Here is a 21,963-nt window from a genome sequence, read left to right on the forward strand (position 1 = left end):
TCGCTGCAGCACTGGCGCTGATGCTCGTCGTGGCAGCGTTTGTCGTGCCCCATCTCGGGTTGGGCTCGGTGACCCCGATCCTCGACAACACGACCGAGTCCTACAAGGATTTTTCCGACGCGAATCCGCTCTTCGGATTCGTCGACGCTCACCTCGGTTGGGGCACCCCGATCGCCCTCGTAGTGGCGGTAGCGGTCGTAATGTGGGGTCCGCGCGTCGCCGCAGCGCTCACGTGGCGCCGTCTCGTCCTGAGCACCTGGGCAACCTCCGCGATCTGGGCGATGTCATTGGCGATGATCGACGGGTGGCAGCGCGGATTCGCCGGCCGGCTGACCTCACGCGATGAGTATCTGCACGAGGTGCCCGGGATCACGGATATCCCTTCCACCCTCGCCGGATTCAGCGATCGGATACTTGATTTCCAGCCCGACTCGTGGACGACACACGTCTCCGGCCACCCCCCGGCCGCGGTGCTGACTTTCGTGTGGCTCGACCGGATCGGGCTCGGCGGAGGGGTGTGGGCATCCGCGCTGTGCGTGGCAGTGGGCTCGAGTGCGGCGGCGGCGGTGATCGTCGCCGTGCGCGCGCTCGGGGACGAGACCATGGCACGCCGCGCGGCGCCTTTTCTGGCTTTGTCGCCCGCGGCGATCTGGTTGGCGGTCTCGGCAGATGCACTGTTCGCCGGAGTGGCCGCGTGGGGTATCGCTTTGTTGGCCGTCGCCGCACGCGGAAGCGGCCGGCGCTGGTTCCTGTCGTCGGTTGCGGCAGGCGTCCTGCTCGGGTGGGGTGTCTACCTGAACTACGGGCTCGCCCTGATGGCGGTTCCTGCCGTCGCCGTACTTGTGGTCAGTCGCACGGCCAGGCCTCTGATCGGAGCCTCGATGGGAGCCCTCGCTGTGGCGGGTGTGTTCACCGCTTACGGGTTCTGGTGGTTCGACGGCTACTTCCTCGTCCAAGAGCGCTACTACCAAGGCATCGCATCCTCGCGGCCGTTCGCCTACTGGGGATGGGCGAATTTCGCCTCACTGATCTGCGCGGTGGGCCTTGCCTCCGCCGCGGCGCTGCCACGGGTTCTGACGTGGTCGAAACTTCGTGCCCTCTCCCCGGTCAACGTGATGGCACTCGCCGGCCTACTTGCGGTGATCGTCGCCGACCTCAGCGCACTGAGCAAAGCCGAAACAGAACGCATTTGGCTGCCTTTCCAAATGTGGATCCTGACAGCGCCCGCGCTTTTGCCACGCCAGACACACCGATTCTGGTTGGCCGTACAAGCAAGCACCGCGTTGGCGATCAACCACCTCGTCCTCACCAACTGGTGACGCGAAGAACCCCGCGAGACCCTGGACAACAACACACTTAAGGACACACGATGACGAAGATCAGCGATCACGACCTCCCCTTTGCAGACATCGCAGTGATCGGAGGCAGCGGCTTCTATTCCTTCTTCGACACAGACTCGATCGACGTCACACCAGCCACGCCGTACGGAACCCCCAGCGCCCCAATCACGGTCGGAGACGTCGAAGGACGCAGAGTCGCCTTCCTACCGCGACACGGACGCAACCACGAATTCTCTCCCCACACCGTTCCGTACCGCGCGAACATGTGGGCGCTGCGAATGCTCGGAGTCAGAAAGATTTTCGCGCCGTGCGCCGTCGGCAGCTTGACCGCAGACCTCGGGCCCGGCGCAGTGGTGGTGCCCGACCAACTCGTGGATCGGACCAGCGGCCGCGCACAGACGTTCTTCGACAACGGTGGCGTGCACGTCCAATTCGCCGACCCTTACTGCCCTCAACTGCGTAGCGCAGCACTGCAACCCGACACAATCGACGGTGGCGTGATGGTGGTCGTCGAAGGCCCACGCTTTTCCACCCGCGCAGAAAGCCAATGGTATGCCCGCCAAGGATGGACGTTGGTGAACATGACCGGACACCCCGAAGCGGTACTGGCGCGTGAGCTCGAGCAGTGCTACGTCGCCATCGGACTCGTCACCGATCTCGACGCCGGCATCGACGCCGGTGACGGGGTGCGTGCCATCGATGTATTCGCCGAGTTCGAGCGTAACCTCGGACCATTCAAAAAGCTGGTCAGAGCCTCGATCAGTGCCGCCCCCGACGGGGCGTGCGAGAGCTGCCGAGTTCACGACGGAGTCACACTCCCCATCGAACTGCCGACGCGATGAGGGTGCTGTTGACCGGCGCAGCCGGCTTCATCGGAGGACATATCCGCACCGCCCTCGCAGCGCGGGGGCACGAGGTGGTTGCCGTCGACGCGCTGCTGCCCTCCGCTCACGGCTCCGCACCCCGAACACCTCAGGGGATCAACGTCGTCGACGTACGATCCGCCGATGCCATGATTGACGTGCTCCGCGGGATTGATGTGGTCTGTCATCAGGCTGCGGTCGTGGGAGCCGGCATCGATGCCGACGACGCCCCGGCCTACGCCAGTCACAACGATTTCGGAACCGCCGTCCTCCTGGCCGCGATGCACCGAACAGGCTGCACGCGATTGGTTCTCGGTTCCTCGATGGTTGTTTACGGTGACGGCCGCTACCGCAACGCCGCCGGTGTGACGGTGATTCCGCCAGCACGCACACGGCAGGATCTGGACGCGGGCATGTTCGACAATCGCGACCCGGTCACCGGACAACCATTGACCTGGGAAGCGGTCGACGAAGACGCTCCTCTCCGGCCCCGAAGCACCTATGCAGCAAGCAAACTCGCCCAAGAGAACTACGCTCTCGCCTGGGCATTGTCGACGGGCGGCTCGGTCACCGCCTTGCGCTATCACAATGTCTACGGAGAATTCATGCCGCGCAACACCCCGTATTCCGGAGTCGCCGCCATGTTTCGCTCGTCCCTCGAGTCCGGTCAGACACCGCAAGTATTCGAGGACGGCAAGCAAACGAGGGACTTCGTCGAGGTTCGTGACGTGGCGGGCGCCAATGTCGCTGCCATCGAGGCACAGCTGCCCGGCTTCGGTGCCTTCAACATCTGCTCCGGACAGCCGATCACCATCGGTGACGTCGCTAACGTGCTCTCCGAAGCCTGCGGAGGGCCGCCCCCTGCGATCACAGGCAACTACAGGGCCGGAGATGTCCGGCATGTTGTGGCCAGCCCTGTGCGCGCCGAGTGTGAGCTGGGTTTTCGGGCGAGCATCATGCCGGCCAACGGACTTCGCGATTTCGCGACGATGGCGTTACGAGACTGCGAGATTGCGGGGCCTCCACATGTCTGAGGCTGCCGCAATCGACCCGGCAGACGTCACCGTCGTCATTCCCTGCCTGGACGAGGCCGGGTCGCTTCCCGGCGTGCTCGCCCTTATACCTCACGGCTACACGGTGATAGTGGTGGACAACAACTCCACCGACGGAAGCGCCGAGGTCGCACGTGCCCACGGTGCCAGTGTGATGCGCCAGCCGGTGCCCGGCTACGGCTCAGCTGTCCACACCGGAATCATGGCCACTACCACTCCCGTGGTGTGCGTACTCGACGGCGACGGTTCGATGGATCCACGGGAACTGCCTGCAATGATCGCAGACCTGACCGGATCCGACCTCGTCGTAGGACGACGTATCCCACAACGCGGGTGCCGGTGGCCGCTCCACGCGCGATGGGGAAACGCGCTCGTCGCCGCGCGACTGCGCACGAAATATCAATTACCCGTGCACGACATCGGAGCTGTCCGAGTGACTCGAACACGATCGCTGATCGATCTCGAAGTGACCGATCGCCGATCCGGCTACCCGCTCGAGCTTCTCGTCCTGGCGGCGAAGGCGGGCTGGACCGTCACCGAGCGCAACATCGCCTACCGGAGCCGCACCGCCGGCCACTCGAAAGTGTCCGGATCACCGTTGGGCACGATCCGAGCGATTCGCGACTTCTGGAAGGTGATCGGATGATTACTACACCGAACCACGACGACTTCGCCGTTCTGGTGGTGGCGAAGGCACCGGTACCAGGGCTGGCGAAGACGCGCCTGGCGGCAGACGTCGGTGATCGCGCCGCTGCCGAAATCGCTGCCGCCGCTCTGCTCGACACATTGCGTGTCGTCGCGGCAGTCCCAACACGAAACCGGATCGTCGCGATCACCGGCGACCTCGCCGACGCGGTGCGAGGCGACGACGTTCGAGATGCACTGAAGGACTTCATCGTCATCGAGCAACGCGGACACGATCTCGGTCACCGTCTCGCTCACGCGCACTCTGATACCGCTGCCATCGTCAGCGGACCGATAGTCCAGATCGGCATGGACACACCGCAATTGACACCGCAGCTGCTGCTACACGCGGGAAGAACGCTGCAATGCAGTTCTCCCACAGCAGTACTCGGAATGGCCGAAGATGGCGGCTGGTGGGTGCTCGGCGTACAGAACGCAGTCGTTGCCGCTGCCATTGCAACCGTCCCCACTTCGCGGCCGGACACCGGCGAGCGAACCAGAGCAGCGCTGAGAGACATCGGAGTACGGGTATTGCCTGTGGCGACGCTGCGCGATGTCGATTACCTGGCCGATCTTCGCGCTGTTGCGGCCCGCTGCTCACCGACAAGCCAATTCCGCAGGGCCGTACACTCGCTCAACCACGGAAGCTCTGCCTAACCCTCGACGACAAAGGTGAACGACATGGCACGTGAATACACGGTATCCGACAACATCGTGATCGAAGAAGCGCCCTCGACCCTGTACGACCTCATCAGTGATCCGACGCGCATGGGCACGTGGAGTCCGGAAAATCTGGGAACATCCATGCATATACGCCGGGCCAAAGCGTACCCAGGAATGGGATTCGACGGCCACAACAAACGTGGGCGCGTGCGGTGGACCACGCAGTGCACAGTGACCGCGGCGGAAAGCGGACGACTGTTCGAATTTCGAGTACACAAGATCGGCATCTCCAGGCCCCGAATTCCCGCAGCCATCGCAACGTGGCGATACCGGTTCGAGCCGGTGGCCGGCGGGACGCGGGTCACGGAGACATGGATCGACGACCGGCGAGCATGGCCCGATTTCGCGGCAAACATGTTCGACAAGATCGCCACAGGAGGCAAGACTTTCGCCGACTTTCAACGTGGGAACATCAAGAAAACCCTCGAAAACATCAAACGAGACATCGAACAAGGACCACACACCCGCTGACCACTACTCGCGAGAGACATGCGCACCCGAAAATACTCGTCGTAGCCCGAGGAACCGCACGATCGTGGCAATCACGTTCGCGGCAATCAAAACTGACACCTCCAGCGTCCGAGAAGGTTCCGCTGTTCGGGAATGCAGCACCAACAGTGCGCCGCTGGTCACCACCAATCCCAGAGCGAAGACGACCAGTCCTTGCAGATACTGCCTGATGATTCCTGCGGTACCACGAATCCCGAATGTGAATCGCCGATTCACTGCTGTATTCGCTATCGCAGAAATCAACAGCGCCAACACATTCGCGAGTTGCGATGCGCAGTAAACACGGAGGATCAGGAAGAGCAGCAGATACACGCCAGCACTTGCGCCACCAACCAGGTAGAAACTAAACAGCTGGCTACGGAAGAGGTTCCGTGCTCGCGTACGCCAGGTCTCGTGCATCCCGACAGAACTTGTCCCACGCTTTCGGATATCGACCATCACGCCAACCATATGACGGCAACCGGCCGCTGTGTCGGCTGTTTCGACCCTCCGGCAGGTTCTACGGTCACCATCAGAGCATCGACGCCCTCGATCCCCGTGATCACTCGTCGGTCGTCCAATCGGCCTGCATCAACGGTCGAGGGTTCCGCTGTCGAGACCAGCCACAACTGAAATTCCGACCCTCCACGCACCACATCTTCGAGTCCGTGTACCTCCACCGTCACTGATCGAAGTAGATCCGACACAGTCGCTGCGATGGTTCCGCCACCGACGACTTCAGTGCTCATCAACCGTGCGTCCGGAGCTGCCACAATTTGTGCCGAACTCGGAATCTCGCCCTCGAGATCGAATGCGAACGCCCCGCCAACTCCGCCGAGGACGACGATCGCCACCGCCACCATCGCAGCCGCCTTTGTCGGGAAGTCCCTGCGTATCGGTTGGGCACTTTCACCGCTGTACCGACTTGAATGCCGATGCCGCAACACCCGCGCAAGCAACCGTCGACGCAAACGTGGTGGAGGATCGACGGCAGTCGTTGCTGCGAGGAATTCCATCGTCGACCTCACCGCAGCGACCTCACGTAAGAAATCGTCTCTCCGAACGGAATCAGCCAGATCGAGCCACCGCTCGATCTGTAGTCTCTCGTCGTGCGAGACTGCGTCGAGCGCATAAAGACTGGCTAGAAGGTCAGTGGCGAAGAGGAATTCGGCGTCCTCATCCATTGCACGAATCCGAGTGCAGCGCAGTACACGACAGCGCGGGGAGTGACCAACTCGCCCCGTGTCGCCGATCAGGACGAGTTTTGAGCGAATCGCTGCATCGCCCGCACGGTCCTCGATCAAGTACCACCAGAGCACCTCCTAGTAACTCGAGATGGATGCAGGTAAAGCTGCTGAATGGCATTCGTTGCCGACGACGCTGTGGATGGCCAAGCACATAAGGCTTTTCGCAAAGAAACCGTCTCGAAGCGATCAATTCGTGGGCCCTCCCGACCAGGTTCACGCGGACCGACGCACCGTACGCCGACGCCGAGGACACCGGATGTGGTTCTACTTCCAGTATCGAAGTCGGCAGCTGTGAAGGCTCTGAGCATGGATCGCACGACCAAGGGCTCGGCTCCTCTCAGGGCGTTTTCAGCATCGTGTCTCTACGGTCGGATCTGTGAGTGAGACGACGAGATCTGAAGCCGCCCCGACCGGGCGAGCGATGCTGAGTAAGGTCCCCGAGATCACGGTCTGGTTCTGGATCATCAAGATCCTGTGCACGACTGTCGGCGAGAGTTCCGCCGACTGGATCAACATGACCTTGGGTCTAGGTCTGAACGCGACCGCCCTCATTTTCACGGTAGTACTTGCCGTTGTCCTGGTGTGGCAGTTGCGTCTGAACCGCTACGTACCGTTCGTCTACTGGCTGGCGGTTGTGGTGCTCAGCGTCGCCGGCACCCTCTACACCGACATCCTGACCGACGATCTGGGTGTGCCGCTCGCGGTGAGTACGAGCGTCTTCGCCGCGGCCCTGGCTGTGGTCTTCGGTGTCTGGTTCGCCCGTGAGGGAACCTTGTCGATTCACAGCATCGTCTCGCCGGCGCGCGAGTTGTTCTACTGGCTCGCCGTTCTGGTCACATTCGCCCTCGGCACCGCCGCGGGCGATTGGACACTCGAGATCACCGGATGGGGGCCAGGCATCTCGGTCCTGCTACCTGCCGGGTTGATCGTCTTGATCGTGATCGGCTGGCGGCTGGGCGCGAACGCGGTGCTCTCCTTCTGGCTCGCGTACGTGCTGACTCGCCCGCTCGGCGCCAACCTCGGCGACTGGGTTGCGTCCTCGTCCACCGATCGTGGTCTCGGTGCAGGTACGGCTCTCACCAGCGCAATCTTCCTCCTCGCGATTGTGGCGACGGTCGTCTACCTCACGATGACCCGCCGCGACGTCGTCACCGAGCCCGAACTCCCACGCCCTCCGGCCGGCACACCGCATCAAGGTCGCGAGCGGATCATGCTCGGCTATTACGCCGCAGTCGCCGTCGCTGCCGCCGCACTGCTCGTCTGGGCCTCCGCACAGCCGCACGAGGCCCTGGCGGGCGAAGAGGAAACCGGCACGGCGGCGGCGGGCGCGACCCTCACGCCAGGGCAGGCCAGCGCCGTGTTCCCGTCCACAGACATCGCCAACTTTCGCACCATCACGCAGGACACGCTGACAAAGGTACAAGCCGGTGACCACACCGGCGCGGTTGCACGGATCAAAGATCTCGAAACCGCTTGGGACGACGACGAAACATCCCTGCGCCCCCTCGACGCAACCGTTTGGGGCGCACTCGACGACCGGATCGACAGCGTCCTCAAAGCGGTCCGGGCCACCACACCCGATCCGGCTAACGAAACCCGAACTCTCACTGCACTATCGACCGAACTCCAGTAGACAACCACGCGCGTAACCCACCGTGTCAGGATTGTTGTTTCGTATGGCTTTCGCAGTCGATAACTCGTCGCCACGGATCGTGATGACGTCATGGCCCGAAGTCGAGATACCGTCAGCCAACTCATCGGTAATCGTCGATTTTCCGGACGCCTCGATTCCCGAGATCCCGACAATCGTGCGTCCGACGCGGTCTTCGTGGCACCGTAAGACGTGCTCGACGAGTGAAACCGAATCATCTGCCCCGAAGGTTGTCTGTCGATTCACACCCGAGCGGCCTTGACCTCGTCGAAGAACGCGACGACGGCGGCTTCGTCCTCCGGCGGAACGGTGAGCGATGCTCGTGGCCCCGCTACCGCGATGGAGTCGTCGGCGAGCCTGTTCCCGATAATGAGCTTCAGTCCCGACTTCGACGGTTTTGCCTTCACTGCAATGTGTTCGACGTGCCAGCGGGCCACTTCACTCGTGCTCGCGGCGGTGCGGTCGAAGACCTCCACAGTGCGGTGGTCGAGGACCATCACGATGTTGGGCCCGACGGTGACTTCCAGATAGCGTCGTTCCGCCACGGTGTGCGCCTTTCGGTTGGGTGAAACCGACGCTACACACCGTGGCGGAACTCAGCGTGTCCAAACGTCAGCGGGACGAACTGCCCGCATCCACTGGCAGGGCGACAGACGTGATGTAGCGGGCCTCGTCGGAGGACAGGAACAGTGCAGCGTTCGCCACGTCCACCGGTTCGATCCACGGAATGGCGAGCATGTTCATCGTCATCGCCGCGGCAGCAAATTCCTCGCGGGTGGGGTTCTCGAGGTCCGGGCGGAACTTGCCGCGAACCAACGGGTTCTGAATCATCGGGGTGTCGACGTTGGTGGGATGAACAGTGTTGACGCGCACGTTGTACGGCGCCAATTCCTTTGCCAGCGAGCGCATCAAACCGACCACACCGTGCTTGGCCGCTGTGTAGTGCGCAACCCCGACCAACCCCCGCAGTCCGGCGATGGAACTGGTGAGTGTCATCGATCCCCCACCTCGCTCGATCAAATGCGGAGCCGCAACGGTGGTGGTGTGCCACACGCCGGTCAGGTTCACGTCCAGCATGGTCTGCCACATCGTTTCCGACATGGTCAGCGCCCCGTCAGAGGACGTGATACCGGCTGTAGCGCAGACGATGTCGAGACCACCGAGCGCTTCGACGGCCGAGTCGACGGCACTTCGCAGCGCCTCGAGATCCCGAACGTCCACTACAGCGGATTCGACCTTTCGCCCCAGCGCCTGGATCTGCGCGACGGTCTCGGCCAGATCGGCCTCCGTCGCGGGCGGCGTGACTGTGGTTTCCACCGAGGTGCACACGTCGACCGCGATGATGTCCGCGCCCTCTTCGGCAAAACGCACGGCCTGAGCCCGCCCGATTCCTCGTGCCGCACCCGTGATCAGCGCGATCTTGCCTTCCAATCGAGAAGTCATCAATTCACACTTTCTGGGTCAGGCCGGCGTCGACAACCAACTGACAGCCGGTCATGTAGCGGGACTCCGCGGATGCGAGAAACAGGACCGCATTACTGACGTCCACCGGATCGACCCAGGGAACGGGCAGCAAGTTGCGAGCGCTGAGCACTGCAGCAGCGTCTGCTTCGGTGGGATTCTCGATGTCCGGGCACAGGTTCGCGAACACTCGCTCGTTGATGATCATCGGAGTACGTACCGAACCCGGATGCACGGAGTTGACCCGAATGCCTTCCGTCCCCAACTCGTTGGCCAACGTTCTGGCCAGACCCACCACGGCGTGCTTGGCAGCACTGTAATGACCCGCTCCGGCAATACCTTTGATTCCCGCGGTCGAGCTGACCAGAACGACAGACCCACCTTCGGCGAAATGCGGAACACAGGCCTTGACCGTGTGCCACGCCCCGGTGAGATTGACGTCGAGCGAACGGTTCCAGACCGCCGGTTCGATGGTCCACGTCGGTCCAGGCGTGTCGTAGACGCCGGCGTTGGCGACCACGACGTCCAGACCCCCGAGTTCGGCAACGCACTCTGCCACTACGGCGGCCAAGCCGTCGAAGTCCCGAATGTCCGCGACGCCGGTGACCGCGATGCCACCTCGATCACGCACTGCCTGAGCGGTTTCCGCCAAACCCGACTGCGCCTGTTCGACATCCAGCGCGATCACGGACGCGCCTTCTTCGGCGAGCCGCTCGCAGTGTGAGCGCCCCATTCCGCCGGCCGCACCGGTCACCAGTACGCGCTTGCCCTCCAGCCGACTCATGCGTGCACCGCACTGTTCAGCTCGAAGCCTCGGTATCCCGCTGCTGCCACGTCAGCACAAATGTCGGAGTAGACACCGAAGCCCCCGATGAATGGCATGAATATCCGCGGCTTTCCCGGGATGTTGGCTCCCATGTACCAGGAGTTCGCGGATGGAAACAGCGTTGCCGACGCCCGGCGCGAGCACTCCTCGAGCCAGCTGTTCACGGCTTCTGCGCTGGGTTCGATCGTGTCGATGCCGTTGGAATCGAGATGGCCGATCGCGTCGGCGATCCAGTCGACGTGCTGCTCGGCAGCGAGAATCATGTTGGACAGCACACTCGGGCTACCCGGCCCGGTGACGATGAACAGGTTCGGGAAGCCGTGCATGCCCAACCCGAGGTACGTTCTCGGGCCCGCGTGCCAATTCTCCCGCAAGGTCTCGCCGCCGCGTCCTCGGATCTCGATGCGATCGAGTGCCCCGGTCATCGCATCGAAACCGGTGGCGAACACCAATGCGTCGAGTTCGTAGTGCGAGTCGGCCGTCTTGATCCCGGCCTCGTCGATCGCCTCGATCGGTGCGCTCTTGAGATCGACCAGGCTCACGTTGTCACGGTTGTAGCTCTGGTAATAGTCGGTGTCCGTCACGATCCGCTTGGTCCCGATGGGGTGGTCGTTCGGGATCAGCAGGTCTGCGATGGCCTGATCTTCGACCACCGATCTGATCTTGGCCTCGGCAAACGCTGCCGCCGTCGCGTTGGCGTCGATGTTGCTGGTCTGGTCTGCGAAGGTCTTGGCGAACAGAACACCGCCGAGTTTCCACCGCTCCTCGTAGGCCGCGTTCCTCTCGGCCTCGGACACCTCGAGCGCACTGCGCGGGTCCGAGACGAACGGTGATCCGCCGCCACTGCGCTTGGACAGCGCTCGACGCTCTGCGTAGTCAGCCTTGATCTCGGCGCGCCGCTTGTCATCGAGAGGCGTGTTTCCCGCCGGAACACTGTAATTCGCGGACCGCTGGAATACGAAGAGGTGATCGGCCTGCTCGGCGATCAGAGGAACGGACTGGATGCCCGACGATCCGGTGCCGATTACCCCGACTCGCTTGCCGGTGAAATCGACGCCCTCGTGCGGCCAGAAGCCGGTGTGGAACACCTCGCCGCCGAAAGTCTCCCGACCTGCGATGTTCGGGACGTTCGCGGTCGAGAGGCTGCCGGTGGCGCAGACAACGAAGCGTGCGGTCACGTCATGACCACCGTCGGTGTGCACTCGCCACGTCGACGAGCCCTCGTCGAACTGTGCGCTCTGGACACGGGTATCGAAAGTGAACCCACTGCGCAGGTCGAAGCGATCGGCAACATGATCGAGGTAGGACAGGATCTCCGGCTGCGCCGCGTACTTCTCGCTCCAGTCCCAATCCTGTTGCAGCTCTTCGGAGAACGAGTAGGAGTAGTCGAAACTCTCGACATCGCAGCGTGCGCCCGGGTAACGGTTGAAATACCATGTTCCGCCCACTCCGGAGCCCGCCTCGAAGCCGTGGACACGCAGCCCCTGCTCGCGAAGTCGGTGCATGGCGTACATGCCGGCGACGCCTGCGCCGATGACTACGACGTCGAGTGGTGCGGTGGAGAAGTCAGGATCGGTCATGGTGGTCACGCTATGAGTGGACTGGTTGGTAGAGGAACGGGGTCTCCCGCTGGGTGGGCGGAGCCTCCACCCCCTGACACTGGGTGGGCGGAGCCTCCACCCCCTGACACTGGGTGGGCGGAGCCTCCACCCCCTGACACTGGGTGGGCGGAGCCTCCACCCCATGACACTGGGTGGGCTACGGCAGTGGAGAGCGTTGGTATCCACCGATCGGGGGACACCGATGTCATCCAGCACTCGGACCCGTAGGTGGACAGACCCGAAAGGATTTCGGGGCCATAGTTATCTCATCACCGAAACACACGGTCACCGAGACCGACAAACACGAGGAGAAACATCATGAGCACCAACACAATTCGACCCGAAGCGGTTACCTTTTCCGGCCTCAGCATGGCAGCTCTGGTCGCCCGCGCCGCCGGTGCGAACGCCGTGAAGTCGATGACCGACACCTCCGTCACGACGGCGATGATCAGCAATTCGGGCTTCGGTGCCCTGTATCTGGTCGACGCATCCAACCCGAACGGCGACTGGATCGTCCCGCCGGCCGACTACATCCTCCCGAACATGAACGTGAACGTTGTCGCCACGAGCAAGAACCAGAACGACTTCCCCATCGTGCTCACGTACCGCTCCGACGACGGTGGAGTATTTGTCTTCAGTGCCACCAACTCGAAGACCAGGGCGGATGCCGGCGGAACGTACGCCACCGATGGCCACGACGTCACGGTGACGATGACCTCGGGTTACCCGGCCATGAACGTCACGTACGTCCTCCGGTGACGCCTGCTCACTCCAACAGACCCTGCCGCATCGCGGCGGCGACGGCAGCGCCTCGATCGTTGACTCCGAGTTTCTCGTAGAGGCGCTGAACGTGGGTTTTGACGGTGGACGGCGCGAGAAAGAGCTGAGAGGCGATGGCGGGGATGCTGGCGCCCTGCGCGATCAATCCGAGAACCTCACGCTCACGGGCGCTGAGCGTCGGGCCGGACGGTTCACTGCGACGCCGAACCTCTCCCACCAATCCGGCGGCGATACTGGGCGGCAACACATCTCGGCCCGCAGCACAGTCGAGCACGGCGCTCACGATCTCGGCGCGAGTGGATTCCTTCGGCAGGAATCCGGCAGCACCGGCTTGCAGAGCCTGATAGACGACGGACGACTCGTCGTGAGCACTGAGCAGCAGCACCCGCGTCGGAAGCTCGTCTCGAACCACTGCGGCGGCGACCTGAGTTCCGTCCAGATGCGGCATCCGGAAGTCGAGCAGCGCGACCCGCGGGCGTAGTTCGCGAATCATTGTGAGCGCTGCTGCGCCGTCGTCGGCCTCGCCCAGGACGTTGATGCTGTCACTGCCGGTCAGAGCCCGAACCACGCCCTCACGGAACAACGGGTGATCGTCGCCGACCACCACGGAAACCTTGCCGGCCAGCGGCTTCGTGCCTTCGCGCATTGCTCACTTTCTCACGCCCGTACCAGCAATGCGAGCACTTACGCCTCCCCCGATCGGGGGACAGACGATTCAACCCCGCCAAGGCCCCGTCGGCGGACATACAGCAGCACTCATTCGCGACAAGATTGATTCATCGCCGAGAACGGCAACCACACACCATCCCAGGAGCAGACATCATGCGTACCAACACCACTCGCTTCGTAGCAGTCACCGCAATCGCCCTCGCTGTCGGCGGAACCGCACTGGGAACGGCAGCGGTCGCCAACGCCGGCACCATGCCGACCGACGGCCCGACGGTTGCCATGACCATCACCAACAACACCGACAACCCGATGCTGCTGGACAGCGCGTCCAACCCCTACGGACAGTGGATCAACGGCCCCCGCTCCTACCTGGCCCCGCACACAACCGAAATCGTCACCGCCTACAGCAGCGATCCCCGCGGTATCGGCGTCGATGTCACCTACAACGTGGCCGACGGTGTACAGACCGTCATGGCGGCCAACAACTACGCCGGCAACCCCACTCTCGACGGGACTCGCATCATCGGCGACCCGACGCACGTCATCCTCACCGATTACATGGCCACCGGCTACCCCACGATGAACGCGTCGTACGACGTCTTCACCCAGAACTGAACCAGACAGGCTGAATCAAACAAACTTGTTTCGCTACGGCCCACGACCCGGTATCCACATGGATGTCGGGACGTGGTGTGTGCCGGCCCCTAGACCCGCTCGACCAACACGCAGCGGGCGCCACTGAAGATCGTAGGCATGCACTTGTTGCAGTGGATGCACAGTGAATGAGTATCGGATTCGGCCGCGATCCGATTGATCAGATCCGGTTCTCTGAGCAGCGCCCGCGCCATGGCGACAAACTCGAATCCCTCCGCCATCGCCGTATCCATACCCGCCTTGTCCGTGACACCGCCGAGGAGCACGAGCGGTAACTTCACCGCAGCACGGATCTGCCGAGCCTCTTCCAGCATGAACAGCGGCTTGTACGGGTAGGTATGCAACATGCTCTTGCCCACCAACTGCACACCGAGTCGAACTGGTTGCGGCATAGCGGCGGCGAACTCGCGGATCGGCGCATCGCCCTTGAACAGGTACATCGGGTTGAGCAGTGAGCTGCCCATCGTCAATTCGAGCGCGTCGACGCTTCCGGATGCTTCGAGCCACTGCGCAACCTGGATTGCTTCGTCCACCCAGAATCCGCCTGGCACACCGTCATCCATGTTCAGCTTGGCCAAGATCGCGATCTTGTCGCCGACGGCATCGCGCACACTGCGCGCAGTTTCGAGTACGACGCGGGCCCGGTTCTCCAGTGATCCGCCGTAGGAATCCTTACGACGGTTGAGTTTCGGGCTCAGGAACGAGCTCGCGAAATAGTTGTGACCGAAGTGAATCTCGACGGCGTCGAATCCTGCCTCGACGGCAAGTCGCGCAGCGCTCCCGTGTGCCGCCGCAATTCTGGTGATGTCCGCTGTGGTGGCAGTGCGAATCATCCTCATGCTCAACGGATTGAACGAACTCGACGGTGCTAGCGCAGGCAGACCGGTCGACTTCTGATTTGCCACCGGACCGGCATGCCCGAGCTGCGCCGACGCAGCAGCCCCTTCGGCGTGAATGGCATCGGTGAGTCGTCGCAGCCCGGGGAGCGCCTCGGGCCGCATCCACAGCTGGCCGTATTCGGTGCGCCCTTCCGGTGCGACGGCGCAGTACGCGACGGTGGACATCCCGACTCCCCCGGCTGCCGGGCGGCGATGGAACTCGATCAGTTCGTCGGTGACCAGGGCGTCGGGAGTTTTGCCTTCGAACGTCGCGGACTTGATGATTCGATTTCGAAGGGTCACCGGGCCTAGCTTTGCCGGGGCAAGTACGTCGGGAGCAGCGGTCATCAAGTTTGCCTCTCGCGGGAGTTGTTTGCAGGACGGTAGATCGATGGCCCCGAGCCGGCTAGTACCCGTGCCACGGAGCGGGAAACGACTTCAGCCCGGCCGAGGTGGCCGGGCTGAAGTACGTCACTGCTGTTCAGACGCGTCCGAAGTACGCGTCCTTGAGCACGGCCAGGTCGTCGATGTCCTTCGCGTCGGCGTCGAGAACCACCTTGCCGATGTCGAGGACTGTCACGTGATCGGCGACGCTCATCGCGGCCTCCACAGCCTGCTCCACCAGCAGGACCGCGAGCCCGGTTTCCTTGAGTAGCTGCACGCGGTCCATCACCTCGCCGACAATCACGGGAGCCAGCCCTCCCGAAGGTTCGTCGAGCAGGAGCAATCGGGGCTGCGCCATCAGTGCCGCACCGATCGCGAGCATCTGTTGCTGACCGCCCGACATGGAACCGGCGGGAAGCGAACGCTTTTCCCCCAAGATCGGGAACATCTCGTACATGGACTCGACGGACTCCATGAGTTCGCTGCGCTTCACCTTACGGGTGTACCCGCCGAGCAGGAGGTTCTGCTCGACGGTCTGCTTGTGAAAGACCCGCTTGCCTTCCTGCACGTACGCCATCCCCTGCCGCACCCGCTTGTGCGCGGGAACTCCGGTGATGTCGGCGCCGTCCATCTCAACGGTGCCCGAAGCCACTTTGTTGAGGCCGGACAGGGCGCGGAGCGTGCTCGTCTTGCCTGCCCCGTTGCGTCCGAGCAGAGCGGTCACCTGACCGGGATAGACGTCGAACGACACATCCCAGACGACGCGCAGATCGCCGTACCCTGTCTGCAGGTTCCGGACCTTGAGAATCGGTTCCATCACTTCACCTCGCTGGTCTGATGGTCTACTGCGCCGATTTCTTCGAGAAGCGCTTCTTCGTCACCGGACTTGACTCCGAGATACTCGCTCAACACGCGCGGGTGATGTTCGATCGTCGCGGCATCACCGGTAGCGATCACCTGCCCTTGTGCCAGCACGACTATCTCGTCGGCCAACGAGAGCACGAGGCGGAAGTTGTGCTCCACCAACACCACTGTGGCCCCGGCATCTCGCAGTACCCGGATCAGATCTGCCAGGCGTTCGAGTTCGTCCTCGTCGAGTCCCGATGCCACCTCGTCGAAGAGGACCACCCTCGGCTCGGCTATCACGGCCCGAGCAACCTCGAGCATGCGACGCATCCCCAGTGGCAGTGAGGTCGCGATCTCGTTGCGCAAGTGCGACATCCCCACGAGTTCGAGGACACGCTCGGCCTCGACGATGTCGGCCTTCGCGATCTTGCGGAAGCTGGGAAGGCGAAGCACGGCCGACGCCATCGACGCACGGTGCACCGAATAACGTCCGGATGCAACCGCTTCCAGAACCGTGATGTTCTCCGGAATCGTCGGAGTTTGGAACGTCCGCGCCACACCCACGCGCGCCACCTTGTGCGGCGACGACTGCGAGACCACCGTGTCACCGATCGTGATCACGCCCGCATCTGCGGTGTAGAAGCCGCAGATCATGTTGAGCATGGTCGTCTTACCCGAACCGTTGGGCCCGATTAACGCGGTGACCTTACCGGCCTCTGCGGTCAGGGTTGCCGCATTGAGCGCCTGGTTGCCACCGAACGCTTTGGACACTCCGTCGACCACCAACCGTGCTCCGTTGATCGGCGCCAGTTCCGGTGTCCCACCGCTGTTTTCCTTTGCGGTGACTACGCCCAGGCCGGCCTTGCGATCGAGTTTCGAGACGATCGCTCGCCCGACCTTGGTCAAACCCCCGGAGAGAAGCACACCGCCGATGATCAGGAAGCCGCCGTAGAAGATCAGCGAATACTCCTGGAACGCCGTCGACTGGTTGGGACCGAGCTGCATGATCGCGGCACCGACCACGGCGCCGTACACACTTGCCGCACCGCCGAGGATCGACGCCGCCAGAACTGCTGTGGCAAAGGTGAACCCGAAGGCCTCCGGCGAGATGAACAGGTCGGTGTTGGCAAACAGCGCACCCGCCAGACCGGCCGGGAACGCACCGATGGCATACCCGAGCAGCTTCATCCGGAAGACCGACACACCCTGCGACGACGCCAGAACCGGCGACTGCTTGAGTGTGCGGAACGCGATGCCGTGGCGCGAGACCACCAGGTTGCGCATCACAGCGAACCAGAGGACGGTCACGACGACTACCACCATGTAGTACTGCTGGGTGTCGAGTTCGGAACCGAAGAGCGTCGGCGGCTCCATACCGGTGAGGCCGTTTCGGCCACCGGTCTTGCCGCCGAAGATCGCCAGTACGTCCGGTACCAGCAGCACCAGGAAGAACGACGTCATCGCCAGAGACCAGTTGCCCAGGCGCAGACCGGGAACACCGGTCAGGATGCCGACAGCCAGTGCCACCGCACCGGAAGCAGCAAGCTGGAGCAGGATGTCGGTGTGACCTGCCTGGGACATCAGACCTGCGGTGTAGGCACCGGCCGCGTACATCGCGGCCTGGCCGAGGGCCAGTTCACCGGCAAAGCCGAGGCTCAGGTTCAGGCCACTGACGACAAGCGCCAGGATGCAGGCCAATTGAATCTGCCGTGATGTCGACAGATCGAGCCCGAGGACCGGGAGCAGCAAGATCACCACGGCCAGGACCAGCGGGATGATCCAGCTCGGAAGGGAACGGAAAGTCCGCCACGCACTTACCATCTCACACCACCCGTTCTCGGACATTGCCGAACAAGCCGGCAGGTTTGACCATCAAGATGACGATCAGCACCGTGAAGACGGCGATATTGCTGTACTGACTTCCCGCCCACAGGGCGGTGAACGACTCCACCAGGCCGACGGTCAACCCGCCGATCAAAGCGCCTGGCAGAGAGCCGAACCCGCCGATCGCCAGCGCCACGAACCCCTTGAGTGCCAGTGCGGCACCCAACGTCGCAACCGCAAACGTCTTGGGACCGACAAGGAGTCCGAGGACTCCGGCCAAGGCACCCGAGAAGGCAAACGCACCCAACGCCAACCGTCGTACGTTGACTCCGCGCAGCATCGCCGCTTCACGATCCTCGGAGATACCGATCAGAGCCAGACCCGTCATCGTCTTCTTCGAGACGTAACTCAACCCGATGACCAGTGCGATCGCCGCCACCAGCAGAGCGATCTCGACCGGGTAGGTACGGCCGCCGAGCAGGGTGATCGGTTCGTTCGATCCGAAGAACGGAACCGTGAGAGGTTCACCGCCCCAGATCAATTGGGTGGCGCCGTTGAGCAGAGTGGCAACACCCAACGTCGTGACCAATTGGTTCTGGTGGTCGGCCACCGGTCTGATCGCGACGATCTCCTCGACCGATGCGAGGAGCATCACGGTCACGGTCGCCATGACGGCCACCACGAGAACAGGGAGTTTCAGGGTCACCAGACCCGTGTAGGCGACAAAGGTGCCCACCATCATCAGCTGAGCTTGAGCGAAGTTGAAAGTGTTGGAGGAAACGAAAACGATGTTGTACCCGATGGCAACCAGCACGTAGACCGCGCCGAGTGCCAAACCGGACCACAGAATGGTCATGATGCGGCCGGGTTTCCGAACTGACCGTTGAGGATCTTCGTCGGACTGATGAATTTCAGCTCACTGGTGTCCGGGTTCGGGCCGTGGTTGTCGGAGCTGAAGTTGTAGCGCGAGAGGAAGGCAGTCTTGGCCTTCTCCTGGACCTCCGAGGTTTCCAGCGCCTCGGCGAGTTTCTTCGGATCGGTCGAACTGCCGACCTTCTCCGCTGCCGCCGCGACGAGGGGGAAAGCGTCGTAGTTGTCGGCAAGGATGAGTGTCGACGGGATGGAGCCCAGCGACGCCATCGTGTCCACCATGGTGCTGACGAGCGCATTGTTCGGATCGAACACCGTGCTGGTGAACACCTGTGTCACAAGGTTCTTCACCTGGGGCGTGCCGAGCACACCGGCCGGCGGATCGTTCGCGATCAGGTTGGTGGCAGAGACCGAGGTGTTTCCGACCAGCGGTACGTCCCAGCCGAGACGCTCGAGGCTCTGCAGAACATATCCGAGGGGAGCGCCGTACGCGTCCAAGGCGATTGCCGCGGCACCGGCATTCTTGAGCGATTGCAACTGCGCCGTCATGTCCAGCGCGGCGGCGTCGTACTCCTCGTTTCCGGCAGCTTTCAGACCGGCAGACTGCAGAGCGCTGGTCATCTCTTCGCCGAACAGCTCACCGTAGGCGGTACTGCCGTGCAGCACTCCGACGCTGCTGTAGCCCTTGGTCTTTGCATACTCGGAGATTCCGCGAGCAGTGTCCGTCGCACCTGGAGCCAGGTCGAAGTTCAGCGGGAACTTCGACGGGTCCGTCGAATCAGGAGAAGGCGCCATGCTCAGTGAGAGGATGTTGTTCTGCTTGAGGATCGGGAGAACCGCAGCCGCGATCGACGAAGGACCCGAGTTGAGGTAGAGGTCAGGCTTGTTACCCGAGTTGATGGCTTCGCGCAGCTTGGTGACGGCGATCGTTGCATCACCTGCGTCGTCCACCGTGGTGAGTTCGATCTGACGGCCACCGATTCCCCCGGCCTCGTTCTGGACCTGAACTCCCGCCTTGGTGGCGAGCAGCGAGGTCTGCGAGTTCGCCGCGAGGACTCCCTGTGCACTGATTCCGCCGGTCAGCAGAACTCGGTAAGGCGAGTCCGCGCCACCATCGGACTCCGAAGAACCACTACACCCTGCAAGAGCCAGAGCCGTCACGGCCACTGCCGCAACAAGAATGGGCCGACGATTCATGTCTGCACTCCTAGAACACATGTATGCACCGAACGTCAGGCGAATACCTGACGAAAGAAGGGTCGGCCGGTGGACACGCCTGATTTCGAGCACCAGCCAACCAAGCACCTGCTTGATGATCTAGCAAGCAGTTGCTTGGGTTGGAGCATAGAATGTGATCTGGATAACGTCAAACGCGCAAAAGAGGAGTCATGAAAGCGGACGCTATGCACATCGGAGTCGCGTCAACAGATCGATTCCCGCTGGGTGGAAACACAAAACGGCCCCACGCTCAGGGGATTCGACGAAGTGAATCCCACTAGGCGCGGGGCCGTGTTTCCAGAGTTCCGACTAGCGTTGGTTGCGAGGCTTCCAAACCACCAACGCGTTGTTGCGCGGGATCGGCACGAGGTCCCGGCGATAGCCCGCATGGACTTTCGCGATTTCCTCGGCCAATTCACGGACGCGGTGCTGCAGAGCCTCGACCTGGTTGGTCAGTTCGATGATCCGTTTGATTCCGGCAAGGTTGACGCCCTCGTCCTGCGAAAGCCGTTGCACTTCACGAAGAAGGGCAACATCACGCGGGGAGTAGCGTCGTCCACCACCGGTGGTTCGGTGCGGGGTGACCAACCCGAGCCGGTCGTAGTTACGCAAGGTCTGCGCATGCATTCCGGCCAACTCGGCTGCCACCGAGATCACGAAGATCTGAGCGTCAGGATCGACCGTCGCATCCCATTGATTCTGCGGTCGCTCGGTCATCATGCACCGGCCCACCCGGCCCGTGGATCGAACCCGCTCGCCTTCTCGGCCTCGAGATAGGTTTTCAGCGCTTCGATCGCCGGGTCGTCCAACTTCTGCGGGACGGATACCTTGACGGTGACCAGAAGGTCACCAGCGCCCTCGGGACGCTTGGGGATGCCACGTCCGCGAACTCGCAGAATGCGTCCGTCCACCGTTCCGGCCGGAACCTTCACTCCGACACGGCCGTCCAACGTCGGCACCGACAGGGTCGTACCCAGTACCAGCTCGCCGTAGCTCACCGGAACCGTCAGTGTCAGGTCGTCACCGTTGCGGCCGAAGACGCTGTCCGGCTTGACGCGGATGTTGACGAACAGGTCGCCGGCCGGAGCTCCGCGGAGTCCCGCTTCACCCTTGCCCTTGAGTCTGATCTTCTGGCCATCGCTCACACCGGCAGGCACCCGTACCGTGATGGTCCGTGTGCGATTGGTGACGCCGCTACCGTGGCAGTCCTCGCACGGCGAGTCGATGATCGAGCCGGTTCCCCGGCAGTCGTCACACGGCTCACTGAATCCGAAAGCGCCCTGGTTCCGGCTCACTACGCCGGTTCCGTTGCAATGCGGGCACACTCGCGGGCTGGTGCCCGGCTTTGCGCCGCTGCCGTGACACGTGGTGCACGACGTCGGGCTGGTCAGACGAAGTGGGACGGTGACACCGAGCGCTGCTTCGCGGAAGGCGAGCGTCGTCTCGGTCTCGAGATCCTTGCCTCGACGCGGGCGGTTGGGTGCAGCTGTGCGCTGGCCCGCTCCCCCACGGTTGAACAATCCGCCGAAGATGTCTCCGAGTCCCGAGTCCTGTCCACCGGCGCTGCCGCCGCCGAACAAGTCGTTGATGTCGAAACCACCAGCGCCGGGGTTGAATCCGCCGCCGCCTTGCGCGCGGGGCCCGAAGCCGCCGCTGGCAAACAGACGCCTGGCTTCGTCGTACTCCTTGCGCTTTTCCGGATCGGAGAGCACTGCATGAGCTTCGCTGACTGTCTTGAAACGCTCTTCGGCCTTCGCGTCGTCAGGGTTGGCATCGGGATGCAGATCCCGGGCCAGCTTGCGATACGCCTTCTTGATCTCGTCGGCCGTGGCGGTGGACGAGACGCCCAGCTCCTTGTAGAAGTCCTTCTCGATCCACTCCCGTTGACTCACTGGGCGTCTCC

Annotated in this window: 24 protein-coding genes; 9 read left to right on the forward strand and 15 right to left on the reverse strand. The window is 62.8% G+C overall.

All coding sequences use genetic code 11. From position 1 onward, the window contains the following. Nucleotides 1-20 precede the first annotated feature (20 nt). Genes ACFQ6H_RS09105 through ACFQ6H_RS09130 form a run of 6 tightly spaced genes read left to right on the forward strand, consistent with a single transcriptional unit; the run spans nucleotide 21 to nucleotide 5,133 of the window. Nucleotides 21-1,319, forward strand: coding sequence for a hypothetical protein (locus ACFQ6H_RS09105; RefSeq protein WP_378645805.1), 1,299 nt, complete (start codon nucleotides 21-23; stop codon nucleotides 1,317-1,319). A gap of 50 nt (nucleotides 1,320-1,369) precedes the next feature. Next, on the forward strand, nucleotides 1,370-2,182 hold the full coding sequence (locus ACFQ6H_RS09110; protein ID WP_378645590.1) for an S-methyl-5'-thioadenosine phosphorylase: 813 nt from the start codon (nucleotides 1,370-1,372) through the stop codon (nucleotides 2,180-2,182). Beyond that, nucleotides 2,179-3,237 (forward strand): NAD-dependent epimerase/dehydratase family protein, encoded by a 1,059-nt coding sequence (locus ACFQ6H_RS09115; protein WP_378645593.1) that lies wholly within the window; start codon nucleotides 2,179-2,181, stop codon nucleotides 3,235-3,237. Before ACFQ6H_RS09110 ends, ACFQ6H_RS09115 begins: the two co-directional genes overlap by 4 nt. Beyond that, the gene (locus ACFQ6H_RS09120; RefSeq protein ID WP_378645596.1) at nucleotides 3,230-3,901 is read left to right on the forward strand and encodes a glycosyltransferase family 2 protein; all 672 of its coding nucleotides are present in this window, start codon (nucleotides 3,230-3,232) and stop codon (nucleotides 3,899-3,901) included. The genes ACFQ6H_RS09115 and ACFQ6H_RS09120 overlap by 8 nt, the downstream gene beginning before the upstream one ends. Further along, entirely contained in the window at nucleotides 3,898-4,596 is a 699-nt protein-coding gene (locus ACFQ6H_RS09125) for a DUF2064 domain-containing protein (protein WP_378645599.1), read from the forward strand. The genes ACFQ6H_RS09120 and ACFQ6H_RS09125 overlap by 4 nt, the downstream gene beginning before the upstream one ends. A gap of 24 nt (nucleotides 4,597-4,620) precedes the next feature. Then, entirely contained in the window at nucleotides 4,621-5,133 is a 513-nt protein-coding gene (locus ACFQ6H_RS09130) for an SRPBCC family protein (RefSeq protein WP_378645602.1), read from the forward strand. A 3-nt stretch (nucleotides 5,134-5,136) separates the two neighbouring features. Here the strand turns inward: ACFQ6H_RS09130 and ACFQ6H_RS09135 are convergent, their stop codons facing one another. Both ACFQ6H_RS09135 and ACFQ6H_RS09140 read right to left on the reverse strand, forming a co-directional pair. After that, a complete protein-coding gene (locus ACFQ6H_RS09135) occupies nucleotides 5,137-5,622 on the reverse strand; it encodes a GtrA family protein (protein ID WP_378645605.1) in 486 nt (161 codons plus the stop codon). Then, a complete protein-coding gene (locus ACFQ6H_RS09140; protein WP_378645607.1) occupies nucleotides 5,610-6,335 on the reverse strand; it encodes an anti-sigma factor domain-containing protein in 726 nt (241 codons plus the stop codon). Before ACFQ6H_RS09140 ends, ACFQ6H_RS09135 begins: the two co-directional genes overlap by 13 nt. Nucleotides 6,336-6,774: 439 nt before the next feature. Here ACFQ6H_RS09140 and ACFQ6H_RS09145 point away from each other — a divergent pair, with 439 nt between their 5' ends. Further along, a complete protein-coding gene (locus ACFQ6H_RS09145; RefSeq protein ID WP_378645610.1) occupies nucleotides 6,775-8,031 on the forward strand; it encodes a hypothetical protein in 1,257 nt (418 codons plus the stop codon). Here ACFQ6H_RS09145 and ACFQ6H_RS09150 read toward each other — a convergent pair. The 5 genes from ACFQ6H_RS09150 to ACFQ6H_RS09170 form a co-directional block, all read right to left on the reverse strand. Next, complete coding sequence (locus ACFQ6H_RS09150; protein WP_378645613.1) at nucleotides 8,011-8,295, reverse strand: hypothetical protein; 285 nt, start codon at nucleotides 8,293-8,295, stop codon at nucleotides 8,011-8,013. The genes ACFQ6H_RS09145 and ACFQ6H_RS09150 overlap by 21 nt on opposite strands. Next, complete coding sequence (locus ACFQ6H_RS09155; protein ID WP_378645616.1) at nucleotides 8,292-8,594, reverse strand: hypothetical protein; 303 nt, start codon at nucleotides 8,592-8,594, stop codon at nucleotides 8,292-8,294. Before ACFQ6H_RS09155 ends, ACFQ6H_RS09150 begins: the two co-directional genes overlap by 4 nt. 67 nt (nucleotides 8,595-8,661) lie before the next feature. Next, nucleotides 8,662-9,492 carry a mycofactocin-coupled SDR family oxidoreductase gene (locus tag ACFQ6H_RS09160; RefSeq protein ID WP_378635568.1) on the reverse strand — a complete coding sequence of 277 codons (831 nt, stop codon included), beginning with the start codon at nucleotides 9,490-9,492 and terminating at the stop codon, nucleotides 8,662-8,664. Nucleotides 9,493-9,496: 4 nt separating this feature from the next. Then, the gene (locus ACFQ6H_RS09165; RefSeq protein WP_378645619.1) at nucleotides 9,497-10,294 is read right to left on the reverse strand and encodes a mycofactocin-coupled SDR family oxidoreductase; all 798 of its coding nucleotides are present in this window, start codon (nucleotides 10,292-10,294) and stop codon (nucleotides 9,497-9,499) included. Continuing rightward, complete coding sequence (locus tag ACFQ6H_RS09170; RefSeq protein ID WP_378645622.1) at nucleotides 10,291-11,916, reverse strand: flavin-containing monooxygenase; 1,626 nt, start codon at nucleotides 11,914-11,916, stop codon at nucleotides 10,291-10,293. The genes ACFQ6H_RS09165 and ACFQ6H_RS09170 overlap by 4 nt, the downstream gene beginning before the upstream one ends. A 339-nt stretch (nucleotides 11,917-12,255) precedes the next feature. On the opposite strand from ACFQ6H_RS09170, the gene ACFQ6H_RS09175 reads away from it, so the two are divergent. After that, nucleotides 12,256-12,696, forward strand: coding sequence for a hypothetical protein (locus tag ACFQ6H_RS09175; protein ID WP_378548446.1), 441 nt, complete (start codon nucleotides 12,256-12,258; stop codon nucleotides 12,694-12,696). Between the two features lie 7 nt (nucleotides 12,697-12,703). On the opposite strand, the gene ACFQ6H_RS09180 is transcribed toward ACFQ6H_RS09175, so the two are convergent. Further along, on the reverse strand, nucleotides 12,704-13,363 hold the full coding sequence (locus ACFQ6H_RS09180) for a response regulator (RefSeq protein ID WP_378645625.1): 660 nt from the start codon (nucleotides 13,361-13,363) through the stop codon (nucleotides 12,704-12,706). Nucleotides 13,364-13,539: 176 nt separating this feature from the next. On the opposite strand from ACFQ6H_RS09180, the gene ACFQ6H_RS09185 reads away from it, so the two are divergent. Continuing rightward, nucleotides 13,540-14,001 (forward strand): hypothetical protein, encoded by a 462-nt coding sequence (locus tag ACFQ6H_RS09185; protein ID WP_283305945.1) that lies wholly within the window; start codon nucleotides 13,540-13,542, stop codon nucleotides 13,999-14,001. An 89-nt stretch (nucleotides 14,002-14,090) separates the two neighbouring features. Here ACFQ6H_RS09185 and ACFQ6H_RS09190 read toward each other — a convergent pair whose 3' ends face one another. The 7 genes from ACFQ6H_RS09190 to dnaJ form a co-directional block, all read right to left on the reverse strand. Next, the gene (locus tag ACFQ6H_RS09190) at nucleotides 14,091-15,266 is read right to left on the reverse strand and encodes an NADH:flavin oxidoreductase (RefSeq protein WP_378536035.1); all 1,176 of its coding nucleotides are present in this window, start codon (nucleotides 15,264-15,266) and stop codon (nucleotides 14,091-14,093) included. A 133-nt stretch (nucleotides 15,267-15,399) separates the two neighbouring features. Next, nucleotides 15,400-16,119, reverse strand: a complete 720-nt coding sequence (locus ACFQ6H_RS09195) for an ABC transporter ATP-binding protein (RefSeq protein WP_138870008.1) — start codon at nucleotides 16,117-16,119, stop codon at nucleotides 15,400-15,402. Further along, nucleotides 16,119-17,969, reverse strand: coding sequence for an ATP-binding cassette domain-containing protein (locus ACFQ6H_RS09200; RefSeq protein ID WP_378548443.1), 1,851 nt, complete (start codon nucleotides 17,967-17,969; stop codon nucleotides 16,119-16,121). The genes ACFQ6H_RS09195 and ACFQ6H_RS09200 overlap by 1 nt, the downstream gene beginning before the upstream one ends. Nucleotide 17,970: 1 nt before the next feature. Next, nucleotides 17,971-18,828: a branched-chain amino acid ABC transporter permease gene (locus ACFQ6H_RS09205; RefSeq protein ID WP_378536030.1), complete on the reverse strand. Its 858-nt coding sequence runs from the start codon at nucleotides 18,826-18,828 to the stop codon at nucleotides 17,971-17,973. Continuing rightward, nucleotides 18,825-20,039, reverse strand: coding sequence for an ABC transporter substrate-binding protein (locus tag ACFQ6H_RS09210; protein ID WP_378536028.1), 1,215 nt, complete (start codon nucleotides 20,037-20,039; stop codon nucleotides 18,825-18,827). The genes ACFQ6H_RS09205 and ACFQ6H_RS09210 overlap by 4 nt, the downstream gene beginning before the upstream one ends. 330 nt (nucleotides 20,040-20,369) lie before the next feature. Continuing rightward, nucleotides 20,370-20,780, reverse strand: coding sequence for a heat shock protein transcriptional repressor HspR (locus tag ACFQ6H_RS09215; protein ID WP_003944355.1), 411 nt, complete (start codon nucleotides 20,778-20,780; stop codon nucleotides 20,370-20,372). Next, nucleotides 20,777-21,952 carry a molecular chaperone DnaJ gene (gene dnaJ, locus ACFQ6H_RS09220; RefSeq protein WP_378448564.1) on the reverse strand — a complete coding sequence of 392 codons (1,176 nt, stop codon included), beginning with the start codon at nucleotides 21,950-21,952 and terminating at the stop codon, nucleotides 20,777-20,779. Before dnaJ ends, ACFQ6H_RS09215 begins: the two co-directional genes overlap by 4 nt. Nucleotides 21,953-21,963 lie beyond the last annotated feature (11 nt).

The organism is Rhodococcus sp. NPDC056506 (assembly GCF_042794945.1).
GTDB lineage: Bacteria > Actinomycetota > Actinomycetes > Mycobacteriales > Mycobacteriaceae > Rhodococcus_F.